Raw genomic sequence first — 18485 nt, 5'->3', positions numbered from 1 at the left:
CGCGCCCGTCGCCCTTTTCGCGGCCTTGGCCTGGTCTGGCACCGGGTGCGCTCTTCCGACACACTAGATTCCAGGTCGGCGGCGCTGCCGACCCGTTGCATCCGAGAGGACCACCGACAACATGAACAACAACACCACCACCACTGGGTTGACGTTCGACATCCGGCTCTCCGACCGGCGGAAGACCCCGCGGGAACGTGAGGAACTGCTGGAGAACCCCGGGTTCGGTCAGGTGTTCACCGATCACATGGTGAGCATCCGTTACACAGAGGGCAAGGGCTGGCACGACGCGGCCCTGGAGCCGTACGGGCCGCTCAGCCTGGACCCGGCCACCTCCGCCCTTCACTACGCGCAGGAGATCTTCGAGGGGCTCAAGGCCTACCGCCACCCGGACGGTTCGCTGGCCTCCTTCAGGCCGGAGGCCAACGCGGCGCGCTTCAACCGGAGCGCCGAGCGGATGGCGATGCCGGCCCTCCCCGAAGAGCTCTTCCTCAAGTCCATCGAGCTGCTGCTGGAGCACGACGGGGACTGGGTCCCGTCCAAGGAGTACTTCAGCCTCTACCTCCGTCCGTTCATGATCTCCACGGACGTGGGCCTGGGGGTCAACAACCCCTCCCGTACCTACGTCTACCTGCTCATCGCCTCGCCCGTGGGCTCCTACTTCTCCGGCGGCGTCAAGCCGGTGACGGTCTGGCTGTCCAAGGACTACACGCGTGCCGCCCCCGGCGGCACGGGCGCGGCCAAGTTCGCGGGCAACTACGCCGCGAGCTTCCTGGCCCAGTCCCAGGCGGTCGAGAAGGGCTGCGACCAGGTCGTGTGGCTGGACGCCCGCGAGCACCGTTGGGTCGAGGAGATGGGCGGCATGAACCTGTGGTTCGTGTTCGGCGAGGGCGAGAACGCGCGCCTGCGCACGCCTCCGCTCACCGGGACCCTGCTGCCGGGGATCACCCGCGAATCACTGCTCACCCTCGCCCCCGACCTGGGTATTCCGGCGGAGGAGAAGCCGCTCTCCATCGAGGAGTGGCGTGAGGCGGCCGAGTCCGGCGAGATGACCGAGGTCTTCGCGTGCGGCACCGCCGCGGTGGTCACCCCGGTCGGCCACGTCAAGAGCGACGACGGCGAGTTCACCATCGGCGACGGCACCCCCGGGCCGATCACGATGCGTCTGCGCGAGGAGCTGGTCGGGTTGCAGACCGGTCTGCGCAAGGACGAGCACGGCTGGATCACCCGCTTCTAGGAGGGCGGGGCGTGGGCCGCTCGGGGGATCTCCGGGCGGCCCACGCCGCTTCCCCCGGGTCGTCGGCGGAGGGTTCCGGCCGATGGGCGGCCTCGCGCAGGCCGGTCGGAAGCCGCCCGATACGTCCGAAGTGAGAAATTCTCATCTCGTAGAGTGAGACATCTGCCCCCCGAACAGGACCTCCTCGGTGACCATGTGGCACACTGGCCTCATGCCGTCCCAGGTCGTGATTATTCAGGGGCGCGCCGGCTGACGACTTCCCGCGAACGCGCAGGGAAGGATCCGGACCCTGCCGGCGCGCTGACCTCTCGTGTCCACGAGGGGTCTTTTTTGTTGGCCGGGACCGCCTTAAACCAGACCACTTCGGGAGTTCCACCCATGAGGGACGACAGTTTCCACGTCTTCGACACCACGCTCCGCGACGGGGCCCAGCGCGAGGGGATCAACCTCCGGGTCTCCGACAAGCTGGCCATCGCGAAGCTGCTGGACGACTTCGGAGTGGCCTTCATCGAGGGCGGATGGCCGGGGGCCAACCCCAAGGACACCGAGTTCTTCCGGAGGGCTTCACAAGAGCTCGATCTGGAACACGCGCTGCTCACCGCGTTCGGCGCGACCCGCCGTGCCGGTGTGAGGGCCGCCGACGACCCACAGGTGGCCGCCCTGCGCGACAGCGGCGCGTCGGTCGTCACTCTGGTCGCCAAGAGTGACGACCGACACGTCGAACGTGCCCTGCGCACGACCCTCGACGAGAACCTCGCGATGATCGCCGACACCGTCTCCCACCTTCGCGAACACGGCCAACGCGTGTTCGTGGACTGTGAGCACTTCTTCGACGGCTACCGTCACCACCCCGAGTACGCCCTGTCCGTGGTCCGGACTGCGGCCGAGGCCGGGGCGGACGTGGTCGTCCTGTGCGACACCAACGGCGGCATGCTTCCCGCCGACATCACCCGCGTGGTGACCGAGGTGCGCGAGGCCACCGGGGTCCGTCTGGGCATCCACGCCCAGGACGACACCGGCTGCGCCGTCGCCAACACCCTGGCCGCCGTGGACGCCGGCGCCACGCACGTGCAGTGCACCGCCAACGGCTACGGCGAGCGGGTCGGCAACGCCGACCTGTTCTCGGTGGTGGGCGCCCTCGCCCTCAAGCGCGGCCGGGAGATCCTTCCCGAGGGCTGCCTGGGGGAGATGACCCGGGTGTCGACCGCGATCGCGGAGATCGTCAACCTGGCCCCCGACACCCACCGGCCCTACGTGGGGGTCTCCGCCTTCGCCCACAAGGCCGGGCTGCACGCCTCCGCCATCAAGGTCGACCCGGACCTGTACCAGCACACCGACCCCGAGCTGGTCGGCAACCGTATGCGCATGCTCGTCTCCGACATGGCCGGGCGCGCGTCGGTGGAGCTCAAGGCCCGAGAGCTGGGTCTGGACCTGGGCGACGACCGGGCGCTGTCCGGACGCGTGGTGGAGCGGATCAAGGGGCTGGAGCTGTCCGGGTACAGCTTCGAGGCGGCCGACGCCTCGTTGGAGCTGCTACTGAGGGAGGAGCTCGGGGAGTCGGTCCGCTACTTCGAGACCGAGTCGTGGCGGGTGCTGACCGAGCGCCGTCCGACCGCCGGTTCCAGCCCGTTGGCCGGTGAGGACGAGAGCCTGTCCGAGGCGACCGTCAAGCTCCGGGTCAAGGGCGAGCGGGTCATCGCCACGGCCGAGGGCAACGGTCCGGTCAACGCGTTGGACCGGGCCCTGCGCAGCTCGCTGGAGCACGCCTTCACCGCTCTGGGCGGCCTGGAACTGACCGACTACAAGGTCCGCATCCTGGAGGGCGCCTCGGGCACCGACGCGGTCACCCGCATCCTCGTCACGTTCAGCGACGGGGGCGAGGAGTGGACGACGGTGGGCGTGGGGCCCAACGTCGTGGACGCCTCCTGGGTGGCGTTGGAGCAGGCCATCACCTACGGACTGTTGCGACAGGGCTACCCACGCGACTGATCCCGAGGGGGTTCGGAAAGTGCATCGGGCGGGTGACAGGAGTGTCACGTTCTCTGTCACCCGTCCGTACATCTCCTGTTTCCCGTGCAGGTCAGAGCTTTGAAACTTACTTACGGGTAAGAAAGACCTGTCCGGCAGGTCATAGCCAGTGTGTCTTGAGCCACTCGATACTGCGAACTTTGAGGAAGTTCCATATGTACGAATGGTGATAGATGCCGGATATAACCGTCGCGCGCCTCGCAGTTGGCGCGCTGTTCGCCCTCCCGCGATCCGCAGGTCACCCTTCCCCTGAAGACTGCGGGTCGTGTCCTCACCCGAGATCCGAACCCGGGGTGGAGGTAAAGGCGTGACCACCGGTCCGGTGACCGAGCGTCGCGTCGCGTCACCGCACTCCTCCAGTACCCGGCACAAACGAGCCCGCCGAGGGAAGGACGCCCTGCTCGCCTGGGGCTTCCTGCTTCCCTCCGCGGTGGTCTTCGCGCTCTTCCTGGTCTATCCGTTGGGGCGCACCGTCTACCTGTCGATGCACGGCAACGACATCATCGGTCGGCCCAGCCGCTTCGTCGGCCTGAGCCACTTCGCCGAGATGGCCACGCCCCAGTTCGGCCAGACCCTGATGACCACGGTGCTCTTCACCGTCGGCGTGGTCGTTCCCGGGGTCGCCGGAGCTCTCGTGATCGTTCTCCTCCTGGAGGGCGTCATCAAGGGGCAACGGTTCCTGCGCGGCGCCTTCGCGTTGCCGTTCGCCTTCTCCGTGGCCAGCGCCTCGGTGATCTTCTCCGTGTTCTACAGTCCCGGCAACAGCGTGCTCAACGGCATCCTGTACCGGCTGGGAATGGACCAGGTCCCCTGGCTGACCTCCCAGGAGATGGCCCTGTGGTCCGTCTGCATCACCACGGTGTGGATGAACCTCGGCTACGGGGTGCTGGTGCTCGCCGCCGGCATCGGCTCCATCCCCAAGGAGGTCAACGAGGCGGCCCGCATCGACGGAGCCACCGGGCCGCGCCTGGCCTGGGACGTCACCATCCCGATGCTCGGCCCCCAGCTCTTCTTCCTGATCGTCATCTCCACGATCAACGCCCTACAGAGCTTCGGCCAGATCCACATCCTCACCGCGGGGGGACCGGTCGGATCCACGACCACCCTCGTCTACTCGATCTTCCAGGACGCCTTCGCGTACGGAACCAGCGACTTCGGTCGGGCCAGCGCCCAGGCGCTCGTCCTGCTGCTGGTGGTCCTGGTGTGCACCGTGGTCCAGTTCGGTGTCATCGAACGGAAGGTGCACTACTCATGACGCTCACCGCAGAGGGCAAGGGCACCGTCGAGAAGGTGTCGCGGCCCCGACCCACCCTCGGGCACGTCGCCGGTCGCGTCCTGCTGTACCTGATGCTGGCCCTGCTCTTGGTCCCCGTACTGTTCCCCGTCTACTACGTGTTCGTGGGAACGTTCATGGAGCCCCGGGAACTGGCGACCTTCCCGTCCAGACTGTTGCCCACCGGCTTCGACACCGGCAACATCGAGGGCGCGCTCAAGGCGGTCCCCCTGGCGCGCATGTACTGGAACTCGCTGGTCATGGCGGGCATCATCACCGTCAGCCAGTTGTGCACCTCGGCCCTGGCCGCGTACGCGTTCGTGTTCCTGCGCTTCCGAGGCAGCGCGGTGATCTTCGCGCTCTTCCTGTCCACCCTCATGGTCCCCGCCGAGGCGACCTTCATCCCCAACTACCTCACCATCACCGGATGGGGCCTGGGCAACAGCTACGCCGGACTGGTCATGCCGTTCCTGGCCTACGCCTTCGGCACCTTCCTCCTGCGGCAGAGCTTCAAGCAGTTCCCCCGCGAACTGTACGACGCCGCCCGGATGGACGGCATGGGCCATCTCCGGTTCCTCTGGACCATCCTGCTCCCTCTGAGCAGACCCGCTCTGACCGCGGTCGGCATGTACGTGTTCATCACCAGCTGGAACATGTACTTCTGGCCGCTGATCATCACCCGCAGCACCGAGATGCAGACCCTCCAGATCGGCCTCAACAGCCTCAAGACGGGCGAGGCCGCCAACCCCGGACTCCTTCTGGCAGGGGCCGCGCTGTCGGTCATCCCCACACTCGTCCTCGTGATCTTCGGGCAGCGCTTCATCGTCCGAGGACTCACCGCGGGCGCGGTCAAGTAGGTCTTGGAGTACTTAGTGGAGACGAAAGAGATGACAACCACCTTCCGCCGTAGAGGCATCAAGGCCGCGGCCCTGATCGCGAGCCTGGGCCTGTTCCTCAGCGCCTGTTCGAGCGAGGACGGCGGGGCCGGCGACGCCGATCTCAGCGCGCCCGGTCCCGAGGTCCTGGACGACCTCGACGAAGCGGTGGAGATCGAGTTCTGGCACAGCATGGACGCCACCAACGGCCAGGTGCTGGACGGCCTGATCGAGGACTTCAACTCCCAGAACGAGGGCCGCGTGCACGTCACCGGTTCCTTCCAAGGGGACTACGACGAGGCCCTGGCCGGACACCGCGCCGCCATCCAACAGGGCGACACCGCCGAGCTCATCATGATCTACGACCTGGGCACCCAGTTCATGATCGACTCGGGCCAGACGGTCCCCGCCCAGTCCTTCATCGACGCCGACGACTACGACACCGCCCCCATCGAGGAGGCGCTGCTCAACTACTTCACCGTCGGCGGTGAGCTGCGTTCCTTCCCCTTCAACAACTCCACCCCGTTGATGTACATCAACCGGGACGCCTTCGAGGAGGCCGGCCTCGACCCGGACTCCCCGCCCACGGACCTCGCCGAGATCCGCGAGGCCGCGGAGAAGCTGACCGTCACCGACGACGACGGCACGGTCGTGCAGTACGGCTTCGGCGCCGCCGTGTACGGCTGGTTCGTCGAGCAGTTCATGGCCCGCGCCGCCGCCCCCTACTGCGACAACTCCAACGGCCGTGACGGCCGCGCCACCGAGGTGCTCTTCGACGATCCCAAGATCGTCGAGCTCGTCGAGTGGTGGGACCAGATGATCGAGGACGACCTCGCCGTCCAGATCGGCCGTAACACCGACGACGGCCAGGCCGCCTTCACCTCCGGTCGCGCCGCCATGACCCTGGAGTCCACCGGCTCCCTGGGCGGCTTCATCGAGCAGTCCGACTTCGAGGTCGGCGCCGGCTACTTCCCGCTGATCGAGTCCGGTGACCCGGGCGGCTCCATCATCGGCGGCGCCTCCCTGTGGATCAACGGCGTGGGCCACAGCCCCGAGGAGATCCGCGGCTCCTGGGAGTTCGTGCAGTACCTGCTCACCCCCGAGGCCCAGTCCACCTGGCACGCGGGCACCGGCTACCTCGCGGTCAACACCGAGGGCTACGAGGGCGCCGAGGCGCAGGAGCGCGCCGAGGAGTTCCCGCAGTTCTCCGTGGCCGCGAGCCAGCTCGCCGACTCCGAGATCAACGAGAACACGGCCGGCTGCATGATGGGCGTCATGTCCGAGGCCCGGGTCGCCGCGGAGGAGGGCTGGGAGACCGCCCTGACCAGTGACACCTCCGCCGAGGACGCGATGGCCGCCGCCGCCGACGGCGTGGCGCGCACCATCGAGGAGTACAACGCCTCGGTCGAGTAACACGTGAGGGGCGGGTCCGACCACCGCCCGAACGAAGAGGGCGCACCCCCGCCGGGGGTGCGCCCTCGATGTTCCGAAGGGATCACTCGGCGTCGGGGTCGACCCAGCCGTTCGCCTCGCAACCCTGGAGCCCCAGGGTCTGCTGCTGCATGACCGGGGCGATCTCACCCTCGCCGGGACAGTTCACGTGACCGTGGCCCAGGGTGTGGCCGACCTCGTGGTTGATCAGATAGATCCGGTAGGTCTCCAGGTCATCGTCGAAGTGCTCCACGCCCGAGACCCAGCGGTTCTGGTTGATGATGGCGCGGTTGCCGTTGGCGCACGAGACGAACCCGTTGGTGTTCAAGGGGGCGCACAGACGGTCCACCGTCTCCGGGGCGGCCAGCAGGACGCGGATGTCGGCGTCGTCGCCGTCCACGCGCTGCAACGAGCGCGCGCCGCTCTCACCCCAGCTGCGCGGGTCCCCCAGGATCTCCTCGACCGCGTCGGAGAAGTCGGCCTTCTTACCGGGCAGCCCCTTCTCGAACTCGACGGCGAAGGTGGTCAGCGGGCCCTCGCCCATGACCTCGCTCTCGCCCTTCATCACCGAGAACTCGCCGTCGGCGCTGTCGACCTCCTTCTCGACGGAGCGCAACAGCACCGGAAGGTCCTCGTCCGAGGGGGAGGCGCTCGGGTCGTTCTCGGCGGAGGTGGAGGGGGCGGGGCGGGCGCTCTCGTCCAGGTTCCCGTCGCCGAACGGCCCCTCGGCCGAGGTCTCCTCGGTGTGGTCCGTGCCGGTGTCCGGAGGGGGCACGCTCACCATCAACACGGCGGAGGCCCCCGAGACCAGACACAGGCCGAGAGCCAGACCCATGGGGTACCTGCGACGCCTACGGTGCTTGGCGCGGGGACTGCGAGTGGGCACGGGGCTTGAACCTCTCGATGATGGTCGTGACCGCGGCCTCCGGGTGCTTGCTCCCGGGAGTTTCGGACAACGAAACCCAGCATGCCAGAGTTCCCCGCCCGCGCGGAGCAGACCTGCGGACACGGTGGTGCTCCCGACCCCGTTACGCTTCGAACGGACAGTGAGAGCAGAGGGCTGCTGGGAGGAATCAGGTGCGTATCGCACGTTTCGCGGCCGGCGACGAGGTCGGTTTCGGTCTGGTCGAGACGGACACGGACAGCGGAGAGGACTTCATCGCACGACTGAGCGGTCACCCTCTCCTCGGGGACATCAAACTCACCGGTGAGCGTGCCGCGCTCGCCGACGTGCGGCTGTTGTCGCCGGTGCTGCCGACCAAGGTCGTGTGCATCGGCAAGAACTACGCGGAACACGTCGCGGAGATGAAGGAGATCACAGGGGAGAGCACCGAGGAGCCGGTGGTCTTCCTCAAGCCCTCCACGGCGGTCTCCGGACCGAACGACCCCATCTTCCACCCGTCGATCTCCGAGAGGGTCGACTTCGAGGGCGAGATGGCCATCGTCATCTCCCGGCCCTGCCGGGAGGTGCCGCGCGAGCGGGTCAAGGACGTGATCTTCGGATACACGGTGGCCAACGACGTCACCGCGCGCGACCTTCAGAAGAAGGACAAGCAGTGGACCCGGGCCAAGGGCTTCGACTCCTTCTGCCCGATCGGCCCGTGGATCACCACGGGGTTGAGCATCGAGGAGGCGCAGGACCTGGAGGTCACCACCACGGTGGACGGCGAGACGCGCCAGAACGGGCGTACGTCACAGTTCATCCACGACATTCCGGGCATCATCTCCTACGTCAGCTCGTTCATGACGCTCCTCCCGGGTGATGTGGTCCTGACCGGCACCCCCGCCGGGGTCGGACCCGTCTCCATCGGCCAGGAGGTGTCCGTCACCGTCCAGGGGCTGGGCACCATCAGCAACCGGGTGGTCGCCCGGGACTGACCCCGAACACGCCGTGCGCGGGCCTCGTGCCCGCGTACGGCCCACCTCTCGGGGCCGCACTCCGGTCCCGACCGAACGGAAGGTCGAGACTTGGCCACCGGACGTCGCCGTATCCGCCCCCTGGTCCTGACCGGGGCCCTCACCCTGGTCCTGGCCGTGGTGGGGGCCGGTCTCTGGCTGATCAATCGCCCCTCGTCCCTCTCGGAGGAGGACACCGAGGCCGCGCCCTGGGAGGGGAGGGGCCAGGTGCGGTTGATGCTCGCCGGGGACTCGATGACCCACGGGGCCGACGGCGACCGGACCTGGCGCTACCACCTGTGGAACCACCTGGAACCGCATGTGGAGGGGCTGGACTTCGTGGGTCCCTTCAGCGCCCCCGCCACCCCCGAACAGATCGTTCCGCCGGAGCTGTTCGGGAACGAGCCGACCCCGGGGGCCCCGGAGGGCGACCCCGAGGGCGTGGAGTACCTGGACCCCGACTTCGACCAGGACCACAACGCCCGTTGGGGGCGCACCCTGGCCGACGCGTCCACCACGATCACCCGGGACGTCGCCGTGTACCGACCGGACGTGTTGTGCGTCATGATCGGCATCAACGACCTGTTGCACCCCATCACCGCCGAGGAGATGGAGGGGCGCCTGCGCGCCTACGTGGCCGGTGCCCGGTCGGCCTCCCCGAAGATCAGGATCCTCTTCGCCGAGGCCCCGCCCACCGTCATCGCCGACCAGGACCAGGGGTTCGCCCTGCGTCTGTACGTCTACAACGAACTGGTGCGCGAACTCTCGGCCGAACTGTCCACCCCCGAGTCCCCGGTGGTCTCCTTCGACCTGGCCGGCGCCGAGAAGTGGGACGTGGAGACCGACACCTACGACGGGACCCACCCCGACGACTCCGGGGAGATCAAGATCGCGGCGGGGTTCGCCGACGCCCTGTCCCGTGAGTTCGGCCTGGGCCCGGGGTACCCGCGCCCCCTGCCGATCGCTCCGGCGGAGGCCGGTGGTGAGGGCACGGCCGCACCCTGAGGAGGCGACGACTTCCCACAGGTCATCTCGGGCCACCGATACCCTGGGGACCGTGACTGAGACTCCGATTCGTACCCGCTTCGCCCCGTCCCCCACGGGCATGTTCCACGTCGGTGGCGCCCGCTCCGCGCTCTTCAACTGGGCTCTGGCCCAGCAGCGGCCCGACGGCCGCATGGTGCTGCGCATCGAGGACACCGACGCCGCACGCAACCGCCCCGAGTGGACCGAGGGCATCATCCGCGCGATGTCCTGGATCGGCATCGACGAGAACGACCCGCACTTCGAGGGCCCCTATTTCCAGTCGGCCTACGCCGAGAAACACCGTGAGACCGCGCAGGAGTTGTACCGCTCCGGTCGCGCCTACTACTGCGACTGCACCCGTGAGCAGGTGCAGGAGCGGCGGGACAACCCCAACCTGGGCTACGACGGTTTCTGCCGTGACCGCGGCCTGGAGCCGGGCCCGGGCCGGGCGCTGCGCTTCCGGGTGCCCGAGGGCGGCCCGACGGTGGTCGACGACCAGATCCGCGGACGCGTGGAGTTCGACCACTCCGCGATCGAGGACTTCGTGATCGCGCGGGCCGACGGCTCCCCGCTCTTCGTCCTGGCCAACGTGGTCGACGACGTCGAGATGCGTATCACGCACGTCATCCGCGGCGAGGAGCACCTGTCCAACACCCCCAAGCAGCAGCTGCTGTGGGAGGCGCTGGACCTGACCCCGCCGGTGTGGGCGCACCTGCCCGTCATCGTCAACGAGCAGCGCAAGAAGCTGTCCAAGCGTCGGGACAAGGTCGCCCTGGAGTCCTACCAGGAGGAGGGCTACCTGGCCGAGGCGATGGTCAACTACCTGATGCTGCTGGGCTGGGCCCCCGGGGACGACCGCGAGATCATGCCGTGGTCGGAGATGATGCCGCTGTTCCGCATCCAGGACGTCAACAGCTCCAGCGCCTTCTTCGACGAGAAGAAGCTCCGTTCCTTCAACGGCGAGTACATCCGTGAGCTCTCCGTCGAGGACTTCATCGAGCGCTGCGCCCCGTGGCTCACCGGTGAGAACACCCCCTGGGCCCCCGAGGACTACGACCCGGAGGTCTTCGCCGCCGTCGCCCCCCTCGCGCAGAGCCGGGTGGCCGTTCTCAGCGAGATCGTCCCCAACGTGGACTTCCTGTTCCTGTCGGAGCCGGTCGAGGACGAGAAGAGCTGGAAGAAGGCGATGAAGCCGGGCGTGGGCAAGGAGATGGTCGAGGCCTCCCTGGCACGCTTCGCCGACCCCGACCTGTCCTGGACCGCCGAGGCCCTCAAGACCGCCACCGAGGAGACCGGCGCCTCCCTCGGCCTGAAGCTGGGCAAGGCCCAGGCTCCGGTGCGGGTGGCCGTGACCGGGCGGACCGTGGGCCTTCCGTTGTTCGAATCCCTGGAGCTTCTGGGCCGCGAGCGCGTCCAGGCGCGGCTGGAGGCCGCCCTGGAGAGGCTGCGGGCCGAGGAGAAGGACGCCCAGGAGGGTTGACCGGTGCGGGGTGGTCGGGCCCACAGCCCGACCGCCCCGATTCCGGTTCGCGAGCACTCCGAATGTCCGCTAGAGTTGAACACGTCGCCGAGGGGGACAGGGAAGCGAAAGCGACCGGGTCCCTCGAGAGCACTGGCCTATGGTGTAATCGGCAGCACGACTGATTCTGGTTCAGTTAGTCTAGGTTCGAGTCCTGGTAGGCCAGCGCGTGATCACGGTTCTCCGTGGTCGGCACGGGTCTCGCGACCCGATGTGCGCCCCCGTCGTCTAGTGGCCTAGGACGCCGCCCTCTCAAGGCGGTAACGGCGGTTCGAATCCGCTCGGGGGTACTGGAGAGAGCGGCTCTCACATGGTGAGAGCCTTCTTTCTGACCGATGCTCGCCATCGGTGTCCGGTTCGAGTGGGTATGACCATCCACGAGAACCACGTCCGGCCCCCGTCGTCTAGTGGCCTAGGACGCCGCCCTCTCAAGGCGGTAACGGCGGTTCGAATCCGCTCGGGGGTACCAACAGGCTCCATCCACCAGGGTGGGGCCTTCGGTGTTTCCAAGGGCGCGCGGAACCCCGGAAGACCCCGGCCCGGCCGGACGGCCCGGTCGTCCGGCCGAGCGCCGATCAGGCGTTCGGAGCCTCGATCTCCAGGGAACGGATCACCGTCCCCGCCTTCAGATCACGGGCGTGCACGGTCACCGCTCCGTCGGCGGCCACCTCGATCCGCAGCCCCTGGGCGGCGGAACCGTCGATCGCCCGCTCGCCTCCCCTGCCGTCCGGCCCGAACAGGGTCTGGACGAAGCCCGTGTTGACCACGGTGAAACCGCGCGGATCCCCGCCGGAGACCACCTTGCGCGTGGCCCAGTCGTCGCGCTCCAACGACCAGTGCGTGTGACCGGACAGGAACACCACTCCCGAGCGCGAGCCGAGGACCTCCAACAGTTCCGTCTCGTCGACGAAGTCCCGGTCGTAGAAGCGGGCCGAGTCGTCTCCGGTCGTGCCCGAGACGCTGTCCGGGAGCACGTGGTGGCTGAACACGAACACCGGCCGTCCGTTCCGCGCGTGCTCGGACAGGCGGCCGTCCAACCAGGAGAGCTGCTCCGCGCCGAGGGTGACGAACGGGCCGCTCGTTCCGGCGATCGGTTCGGTGGTGCCGATGGTGAGCAGGGGGACGTCGCCGACCAGGGTCTCGGTGTACACGTCGGCCATGCCCGTGTACCCCAGGAAACGGTCGACCTGAGCGTCGAAGGGGGCGTCGTTGTACTGCTCGTGGTTGCCGATCGTGCTGATCACCCGCTCGGGGTGGGGGTGGGAGTCGAGCACCTCCCGGTAGGCCTCGTACTCCGACACGTGGCCGTTGGCGACCAGATCGCCGTTGACCACCAGGGCGTCGGCGGTGCCCAGGGAGTCCAGATGGTTCAGGACGTGGGAGAAGTCGGCCAGGTCCCCTTGGACGTCGGAGAGCACGTCCAGTGTGGTGACCCCTTCCCCGGCCGAGGCGGTGCCGGCCGGCAGGAAGGCGAGCCCGGCGGCGGCCGCCGCGCTCCCGGTGAGGGTCGTGAGGAAGCCGCGTCGGTCGAAGGAGGCGGGAGGTCCGGACATGGGAGGGCCCTTCTGTGAGGGGGCGGACGAACCGCCACCGTAGAAGGGCCCGGTGGCCTCGGGGTGTACCTCACGTGACCACTCGGCTCACGTGGGCGACGAGCCGGTCCAGCTCCTCTCGGGGGCCTCCGGAGGCGGCCACCACCGCCACCAACTGGTCCAGCAGCCAGTCGGCCAGCTCGTCCCGTGTCATGTCGTGCGTGCGCAGCCAGAGCATGACGGCGGTCTCCACCATCGACACCCAACAGCGCAGCCCGAGGAGCAGCCGGGGTGAGGGCGCATCGATCCCCGCCCGATCCAGGATGAGCTCGCGCACCCCTCGACGGACCCGGTCGATCTCGGCCTCCGTCTCCTCGGTCGCCACCGTGGAGCCGCCGTTCAGCAGGGCGGTGTAGGAGGGGGCGTAGGCGGCGGCGAAGTCGATGAAGGAACGCAGCGCCGTTCGGACCTGCTCCAGCGGAGGCGCCCCCTCCGGAGGCCGCAACTCCTCCAGCAGCTCCGTCATCGCCCGCTCCAGTGCCGCCCGCCGCAGCTCCGCCATGTTGGGGAAGTAGCGGTAGACCAGCGCTCGGGAGACGTCGGCCTCCTCGGCGATCTCCTCCGGGGTGACCTCGGCCGGAGGGCGCCGCGCGAACACGAGCAGCGCCGTCCGGATCAGATCGTCGCGACGTTGATGTGGCGCCATGCGGCGTGGCCGCCGTCCGGGCCCCGGTCTGCCGACCGGGGCCGCCGAACCCGTCACCCGCGCCTGGTGACGGTCGGTTCCTGGGGACACCACCGTCGGTCGCCACCTCCCGAGAAAGCCGATTCGATGGTCCGAAACTACCCTCCTCGCGGCCTCACAGATCCAGGACGATCCGCTCGCCCTCCCCGGCCCGGGAGACGCACGGGGTGAACCCCCCGTCCCGCGGAGCGCCTCCGGTCGGCCGATCCCGGTGCTCGGGTTCTCCTTCGACGAGCCCCACCCGGCAGGTGCCGCAGAACCCCTGTCGACAGGAGTAGGGGGTGCCCGGGCGGACCCGGAGCAGCACGTCCAGGGCGGTCTCGTGCGCCTCGACCGGCAGCACCGGGCCGGAGCGTCCCAGCCGGATCTCGAAGGGGCGGCCGTCCACGACCGGGGGCGGCGAGAAACGCTCGGAGTAGAACGGTGTCCCCGTGGGCACCAGGGCACCCACGGCGGCGATGAGCGGGGCCGGGCCGCAGACGTACACCGGGGTCCCCGGTTCGAGTCCTCGTGTCAGGTCGGCGGCCTTCGGAGGCCCGTACTCGTCGTCGGGGCGCACGAACACGTCGGGGCCCTCGGGCAGTTCGTCCAGGAAGGGCATGCCGCTTCGTGACCGGCCCGTGTAGACCAGGCGGTAGGGGAGGCCCGCGGCGTGGGCCGCCACGACCATCGGCAGGATCGGGGTGATGCCGATGCCGCCGGCCACGAACAGGTACCGCTCGGCCCTGGCGAAGGGGAAGGCGTTGCGCGGTCCGCGCAGCCCGAGGACGTCTCCCTCGCGCAGCCCGTGCGCCAGCCCCGAACCGAGTCCGCCTTCGATACGACGTACCGCGATCCGGTAACGGGACCGGTCGGAGGGGTCGCCGTTGAGCGAGTACTGACGCACCACGCCGCCGTCCAGCACCACGTCCACGTGATGTCCGGGCTGCCAGGCGGGCAGTGTGGTCTCGGGGGCGACGGGGGCCAGGGTGAGGACGGCGACGTCCGGGGAAGGACGTTCCGTCCTCACCACACGAACCGGCAGATCCCCGGTCGGCTTCGGCGGAGGATGCCCGGGACGGAGTCGGGCGGTGAGGGGTTCGAGCCGGGCGGCCAGCCGCGCCAGACCCAGCATGAAGCGGTCGGGGCGCCCGGACCGGAACAGGTCGGTCGGCGGTCGCGGGTCCGCGTGGTGCCCGACGCGTCGTTCACGGTCGTCGCTCATCGGGCCGCTTCCCGTTCCGCGGCCTCGGCGGCCCTGGCGGCCGGAGAGACCGCCAGGTAGGCGACGGCCTGCGCGGTGGAGCCGTGGTGCGAGGGGTGGTATCGGCGACGCAGGTACTCGGGTATCGCCCGGGCCAGACGGCCCAGATGCGGGATGAGGCCCCGGCGGCCGTCGCGCAGCGCCCACGACGCCTTGGGCCGCACCCCGTCGATCCGCCCCCGGAGATAGGGGTCGTTGACGACGAGGAAGCGCACACCGCGCACCCACAGGGAGGCCAGGGCGAAGGCGGCCACCCCCATGGCCAGGGCACGACGGGCGTATCCGCCGTCCACGTGCATGTACAGGTCGTAGGCGACCGAGCGGTGCTCGACCTCCTCGGCCCCGTGCCAGCGCAGCAGATCCAGCATGGTCGGGTCGGTGCCGACCTCGTCGAGTCTCTTCGCGTCCAGTACCCACTGGCCCAGCACGGCGGTGTAGTGCTCGATCCCCGCGATGACCGCCAGCCGGGTGCGCAGCCAGGCGAACTCCCGTGCTCCGGACAGGTCGCGGTCGCCGAGCACCACCCGGAACAGCCAGGCGATCTGTTCCACGTAGGGGCGGGGGTCGAGACCGTGGGCGTCCATGTGGTCGAGGACACCGGCGTGGGCCTCGGCGTGCACGGCCTCCTGCCCGATGAAGCCGAGCACCTGTTCGCGCAGTTCGTGGTCGGTGATGTGGGGGACCGCCTGTTTGAAGACCTCCACGAACCACCGCTCTCCCTCGGGGAGCAGTAGGTGCAGCACGTTGATGACGTGGGTGGCGAAGGGTTCGTCGGGGATCCAGTGCAGGTCCAGCGCGCTCCAGTCGAAGTGGACGTCGCGGGCGCGCAGGACGAGCCGGTCGGGTTCGTCGGTCGTGACGGGGGCGGGATCGGTGTTCATGGAGGTCCTTCGAGTGGTGCCGGAGAGGGGGAGGAGACCTAGACCGGGGGAGCCAGGCGGGCGTAGGCGCGCAGGGCGGCGGGGGACAGGCGCGACAGGGCCAGCCCGACGTGGGCCTCGGCGGTGACCGGGACGAGCTCCGGGTCGGAGTCGAGGGCTCCGGCGATACGAGCGGCGGCCTTCTCCGGCGTGTAACCGCGTAGGCGGTACAGCCGGTTGAGCCGTTCCTTGGCACGGCCGATCTCGCCCATGCCGGAGAGACGCGCGTTGGAGATGATCCCGGTGTCGATCAGACCGGGGCAGACCGCGGTGACGGTGATCCCGCGACCCGCCAGCTCTCCGCGCAGGGAACGGCTGAGCGCCAGGACGGCCGCCTTGGTGGCCGAATAGGCGCCGTACAGGCGCGAGGGCAGGTAGGAGGCGGCGGAGGCGGTGTTGACGATGCGGCCGCCGCCTCCGGCCTCGATCATCATCGGAGCGAAGGCCCGACAGCCGTTGATCACGCCCCACAGGTTGACGTCGACCACGCGTTCGATGTCCTCGGTGGCGGCCTCCAGGAACGGCCCGGCCACACCGATGCCGGCGTTGTTGACCACCAGGTCGGGGGCCCCGTACTCGTCGTCGACCCAGGCCGCGAGCCCGCGCACGGCGTCGGCGTCGGTGACGTCCACACGACGGGCCGCGGCGCCCGGTGTGATCATCGCGCACAGTTCGGCGGTGCGTTCGGCCGAGGGGCCGTCGATGTCGACCGCCACGATCCGCGCTCCGCGTTCGGCCAGTTCGAAGGAGAGGCAGCGGCCGATACCGCTGCCGGCGCCGGTGATCACGGCCACCTGTCCGGCGAACGCCCCACCATGCCGTCGGGTCCGTCGAAGGGCGGGTTCGGTTTTCGGGCGGGAGGTCCCGGACTCGATCTCCTCCACGAAGGCGCGCACCCTTCGGGCCACGGGCGCGGGGTTCGAACGCAGCGACCAGTGTCCGCCCTGGAAACGGTGGAAACGGAAGTCCTCCACCCAGCGACCGGCGTTGGACTGCACCTGCTCGACCATGAACGCGTCGTGGGTGGGGGCCAGCGCCTGCACGGGCACGGTGGTGCGGCGTTCCACGGGGCGGGCGAAACGGCGCGGCATGTTGACCCGGTACAGGGCCAGTCCGTTGAGGTGGTCGCGGGTGGAGCGTCGGGCGGGCACGCGAGGTCCGCCGCCGACGCGTTCCAGACCGGCCAGGGCCAGCCCGCCGATCCCGCTGAGCCAGGCGGCCTCGGGCAGCCCCGGGAGGGAGAAGAAACCGATGTAGCCGGAGCGGACCATCTGGCGCAGGACGTTGCGGACGCCGTCGGGGGCCTTGCGGAGCCAGTGCCCGGCGTGGTCGAGGTCGGGCCCCGAGATCGAGGTGAAGGAGGCGAACCGGTGGGCGTGCTCCGGTTCGGTGACGGCGTGCCAGGTCTGGATGGAGCCCCAGTCGTGGGCGACCAGGTGGACGGGGCGGTCGGGGCTGACGGCGTCGACCACGGCGCGCAGGTCGTCGGCGAGCCGGTCCACCAGATAGCCGGACCGGTCGTCGGGGGCGGTGGAACGGCCCGCGCCGCGGACGTCGTAGGCGACGACGTGGAAGTCGGGGAGCAGCGCGTCGATCAGCGCGTCCCAGACGGTGGAGTTGTCCGGATAGCCGTGGACCAGCACCAGGGTGGGGCGATCGGGGGAACCGTGGGTGTGGACGGCCAGATGTTGGCCGTCGCTCGTGGAGACGTAGCGGTGGGGGCGGGTGCTCATGCGGTCGTGTTCTCCTCGCTCGCGTCCGCGATGGTCGGGTGCGCGTGGTCGGGCAGGACGGTGAGGGGTCAGGCGGACAGGGGGACGGCCGCGGGGGTCCGGTGACGTACGTGCGGCAGGTCGTCGTCGAGCCAGAAGGCGTCGTCCTCGGTGACGACGAGGATCTCCTCGAACTTGGCGCCCATGTCGCGGAAGCCGATGTGCGGTTCGACCGCCCACAGACCGGGGGTGGCCGGGTGGGCCGAGATGTCGCCGTCGGCCCACAGCGGTGAGCGGTGGTGGAGACGTTCGACGAGCAGGTCGCCGAACAGGGTCTGGAGGGAGCGGACGCCGAACCCGGCGACGATCACCCGGGGCAGGCGTGAGCGCACCCGGCCGACCTGGTGGGCGATGACCCGTCCCGGGTAGACCCGGTGCCGGTTGTCGTAGCCCTGGGCGCGGATGAGGTCGTCCACGGCCCGGTACACGTCCTGGAGGGTGTCGCCCGCGCGGACCCGCTCCACGATCAGGTCCCGGTGCGCGCCCAGGTCGTCCACGAGGCGGTCGTGCAGGGGGCTTCGGCCGAGTACGCCGGAGTAGCCGATGTCGGCGACGTATCCGTCCCGGACGGGGGCGCAGTCGAGGATGAAGGGCATGCCCTTCTCCAGCCTCCGCCGGGTCGGGAAGAACTGGAGCGGTACGCGGAGGTTCCGGAAGGCGGTCCGGTCGCCGAACCAGGCGAAGGGGGTGTGGAACCAGTCCCGGACACCGTGGGACTCCAGGTGCTCACGGATCCGTCGGGCGGCCTCCCGCTCGGTGACCCCGGGTTCGAGGCTCGCGGCCACGTCTTCGGCCGCGCGGTAGGCGAGTCGTTGAAGCTCACGGAAGGCGTCGAGTTCGGCCGGAGTCGTTGTGTCTCCGGTCACGTTCTTGTGAGACATTCCGTCATGTTAGACAGACTGTCAATAACTGTCCATGGGCGGGGAGGCTCTTCCGCGGGCGCGACACACGTCGAGGGCGGCACCCGATCGGGTGCCGCCCTCGACGT

At 69.3% G+C, this 18485-nt stretch carries 15 protein-coding genes and 3 tRNA genes; 11 read left to right on the top strand and 7 right to left on the bottom strand.

Features of this window, described 5'->3' with window-relative positions:
* Nucleotides 1-121 precede the first annotated feature (121 nt).
* The 5 genes from U9J66_RS21650 to U9J66_RS21630 all read left to right on the top strand — a co-directional run bounded on the left by U9J66_RS21650 (nt 122) and on the right by U9J66_RS21630 (nt 6826).
* Nucleotides 122-1237: a branched-chain amino acid aminotransferase gene (locus U9J66_RS21650; RefSeq protein WP_017535466.1), complete on the top strand. Its 1116-nt coding sequence runs from the start codon at nt 122-124 to the stop codon at nt 1235-1237.
* Nucleotides 1238-1615: 378 nt separating this feature from the next.
* Entirely contained in the window at nt 1616-3226 is a 1611-nt protein-coding gene (gene cimA, locus U9J66_RS21645) for a citramalate synthase (protein ID WP_017535467.1), read from the top strand.
* 346 nt (nt 3227-3572) lie between these two features.
* A complete protein-coding gene (locus U9J66_RS21640; protein ID WP_014909139.1) occupies nt 3573-4520 on the top strand; it encodes a carbohydrate ABC transporter permease in 948 nt (315 codons plus the stop codon).
* Nucleotides 4517-5395, top strand: a complete 879-nt coding sequence (locus U9J66_RS21635; RefSeq protein WP_014912483.1) for a carbohydrate ABC transporter permease — start codon at nt 4517-4519, stop codon at nt 5393-5395. The genes U9J66_RS21640 and U9J66_RS21635 overlap by 4 nt, the downstream gene beginning before the upstream one ends.
* 30 nt (nt 5396-5425) lie before the next feature.
* Entirely contained in the window at nt 5426-6826 is a 1401-nt protein-coding gene (locus U9J66_RS21630; protein WP_041561861.1) for an ABC transporter substrate-binding protein, read from the top strand.
* 82 nt (nt 6827-6908) lie between these two features.
* On the opposite strand, the gene U9J66_RS21625 is transcribed toward U9J66_RS21630, so the two are convergent.
* Nucleotides 6909-7679: a DUF3152 domain-containing protein gene (locus tag U9J66_RS21625; RefSeq protein ID WP_014910727.1), complete on the bottom strand. Its 771-nt coding sequence runs from the start codon at nt 7677-7679 to the stop codon at nt 6909-6911.
* Nucleotides 7680-7921: 242 nt separating this feature from the next.
* Between U9J66_RS21625 and U9J66_RS21620 the strand changes: the two genes are divergently transcribed.
* The 6 genes from U9J66_RS21620 (at nt 7922) to U9J66_RS21595 (ending at nt 11754) form a co-directional block, all read left to right on the top strand.
* Nucleotides 7922-8722, top strand: a complete 801-nt coding sequence (locus U9J66_RS21620; protein WP_042282806.1) for a fumarylacetoacetate hydrolase family protein — start codon at nt 7922-7924, stop codon at nt 8720-8722.
* A gap of 90 nt (nt 8723-8812) precedes the next feature.
* Nucleotides 8813-9745: a GDSL-type esterase/lipase family protein gene (locus U9J66_RS21615; RefSeq protein WP_014910205.1), complete on the top strand. Its 933-nt coding sequence runs from the start codon at nt 8813-8815 to the stop codon at nt 9743-9745.
* Between the two features lie 52 nt (nt 9746-9797).
* Entirely contained in the window at nt 9798-11246 is a 1449-nt protein-coding gene (gene gltX / locus U9J66_RS21610; protein ID WP_081536516.1) for a glutamate--tRNA ligase, read from the top strand.
* A 133-nt stretch (nt 11247-11379) separates the two neighbouring features.
* A tRNA-Gln gene (locus U9J66_RS21605) sits at nt 11380-11451 on the top strand.
* A 51-nt stretch (nt 11452-11502) separates the two neighbouring features.
* Nucleotides 11503-11575: transfer RNA gene (locus tag U9J66_RS21600), tRNA-Glu, on the top strand.
* 103 nt (nt 11576-11678) lie between these two features.
* A tRNA-Glu gene (locus tag U9J66_RS21595) sits at nt 11679-11754 on the top strand.
* A gap of 106 nt (nt 11755-11860) precedes the next feature.
* Here the strand turns inward: U9J66_RS21595 and U9J66_RS21590 are convergent.
* From U9J66_RS21590 to U9J66_RS21565, 6 genes are all read right to left on the bottom strand, one after another.
* Nucleotides 11861-12838, bottom strand: coding sequence for a DUF4073 domain-containing protein (locus tag U9J66_RS21590; protein ID WP_014911573.1), 978 nt, complete (start codon nt 12836-12838; stop codon nt 11861-11863).
* Between the two features lie 70 nt (nt 12839-12908).
* Nucleotides 12909-13523 carry a TetR/AcrR family transcriptional regulator gene (locus U9J66_RS21585; protein WP_041561862.1) on the bottom strand — a complete coding sequence of 205 codons (615 nt, stop codon included), beginning with the start codon at nt 13521-13523 and terminating at the stop codon, nt 12909-12911.
* A gap of 154 nt (nt 13524-13677) precedes the next feature.
* On the bottom strand, nt 13678-14766 hold the full coding sequence (locus U9J66_RS21580) for a PDR/VanB family oxidoreductase (protein WP_017535473.1): 1089 nt from the start codon (nt 14764-14766) through the stop codon (nt 13678-13680).
* Nucleotides 14763-15686 carry a metal-dependent hydrolase gene (locus tag U9J66_RS21575; RefSeq protein WP_017535474.1) on the bottom strand — a complete coding sequence of 308 codons (924 nt, stop codon included), beginning with the start codon at nt 15684-15686 and terminating at the stop codon, nt 14763-14765. Before U9J66_RS21575 ends, U9J66_RS21580 begins: the two co-directional genes overlap by 4 nt.
* Before the next feature lie 38 nt (nt 15687-15724).
* The gene (locus U9J66_RS21570) at nt 15725-17458 is read right to left on the bottom strand and encodes an SDR family oxidoreductase (RefSeq protein WP_326338508.1); all 1734 of its coding nucleotides are present in this window, start codon (nt 17456-17458) and stop codon (nt 15725-15727) included.
* A gap of 68 nt (nt 17459-17526) precedes the next feature.
* Nucleotides 17527-18378 (bottom strand): M24 family metallopeptidase, encoded by an 852-nt coding sequence (locus U9J66_RS21565; RefSeq protein ID WP_161111303.1) that lies wholly within the window; start codon nt 18376-18378, stop codon nt 17527-17529.
* Between the last annotated feature and the right edge of the window lie 107 nt (nt 18379-18485).

The sequence above is a fragment of the Nocardiopsis sp. LDBS1602 genome (genome assembly GCF_035818715.1).
GTDB lineage: Bacteria > Actinomycetota > Actinomycetes > Streptosporangiales > Streptosporangiaceae > Nocardiopsis > Nocardiopsis alba.
The sequence above is the reverse complement of the archived record's forward strand: the minus strand, read 5'-3'. Positions and strand labels throughout refer to the sequence as shown.

Coding starts and splice junctions, on each gene's coding strand:
- U9J66_RS21650 (WP_017535466.1), top strand. CDS start 122: ATGAACAACAACACCACCACCACTGGGTTGACGTTCGACATCCGGCTC.
- cimA (WP_017535467.1), top strand. CDS start 1,616: ATGAGGGACGACAGTTTCCACGTCTTCGACACCACGCTCCGCGACGGG.
- U9J66_RS21635 (WP_014912483.1), top strand. CDS start 4,517: ATGACGCTCACCGCAGAGGGCAAGGGCACCGTCGAGAAGGTGTCGCGG.
- U9J66_RS21630 (WP_041561861.1), top strand. CDS start 5,426: ATGACAACCACCTTCCGCCGTAGAGGCATCAAGGCCGCGGCCCTGATC.
- U9J66_RS21625 (WP_014910727.1), bottom strand. CDS start 7,679: ATGGGTCTGGCTCTCGGCCTGTGTCTGGTCTCGGGGGCCTCCGCCGTG.
- U9J66_RS21590 (WP_014911573.1), bottom strand. CDS start 12,838: ATGTCCGGACCTCCCGCCTCCTTCGACCGACGCGGCTTCCTCACGACC.
- U9J66_RS21585 (WP_041561862.1), bottom strand. CDS start 13,523: ATGGCGCCACATCAACGTCGCGACGATCTGATCCGGACGGCGCTGCTC.
- U9J66_RS21580 (WP_017535473.1), bottom strand. CDS start 14,766: ATGAGCGACGACCGTGAACGACGCGTCGGGCACCACGCGGACCCGCGA.
- U9J66_RS21575 (WP_017535474.1), bottom strand. CDS start 15,686: ATGAACACCGATCCCGCCCCCGTCACGACCGACGAACCCGACCGGCTC.
- U9J66_RS21570 (WP_326338508.1), bottom strand. CDS start 17,458: ATGAGCACCCGCCCCCACCGCTACGTCTCCACGAGCGACGGCCAACAT.
- U9J66_RS21565 (WP_161111303.1), bottom strand. CDS start 18,378: ATGTCTCACAAGAACGTGACCGGAGACACAACGACTCCGGCCGAACTC.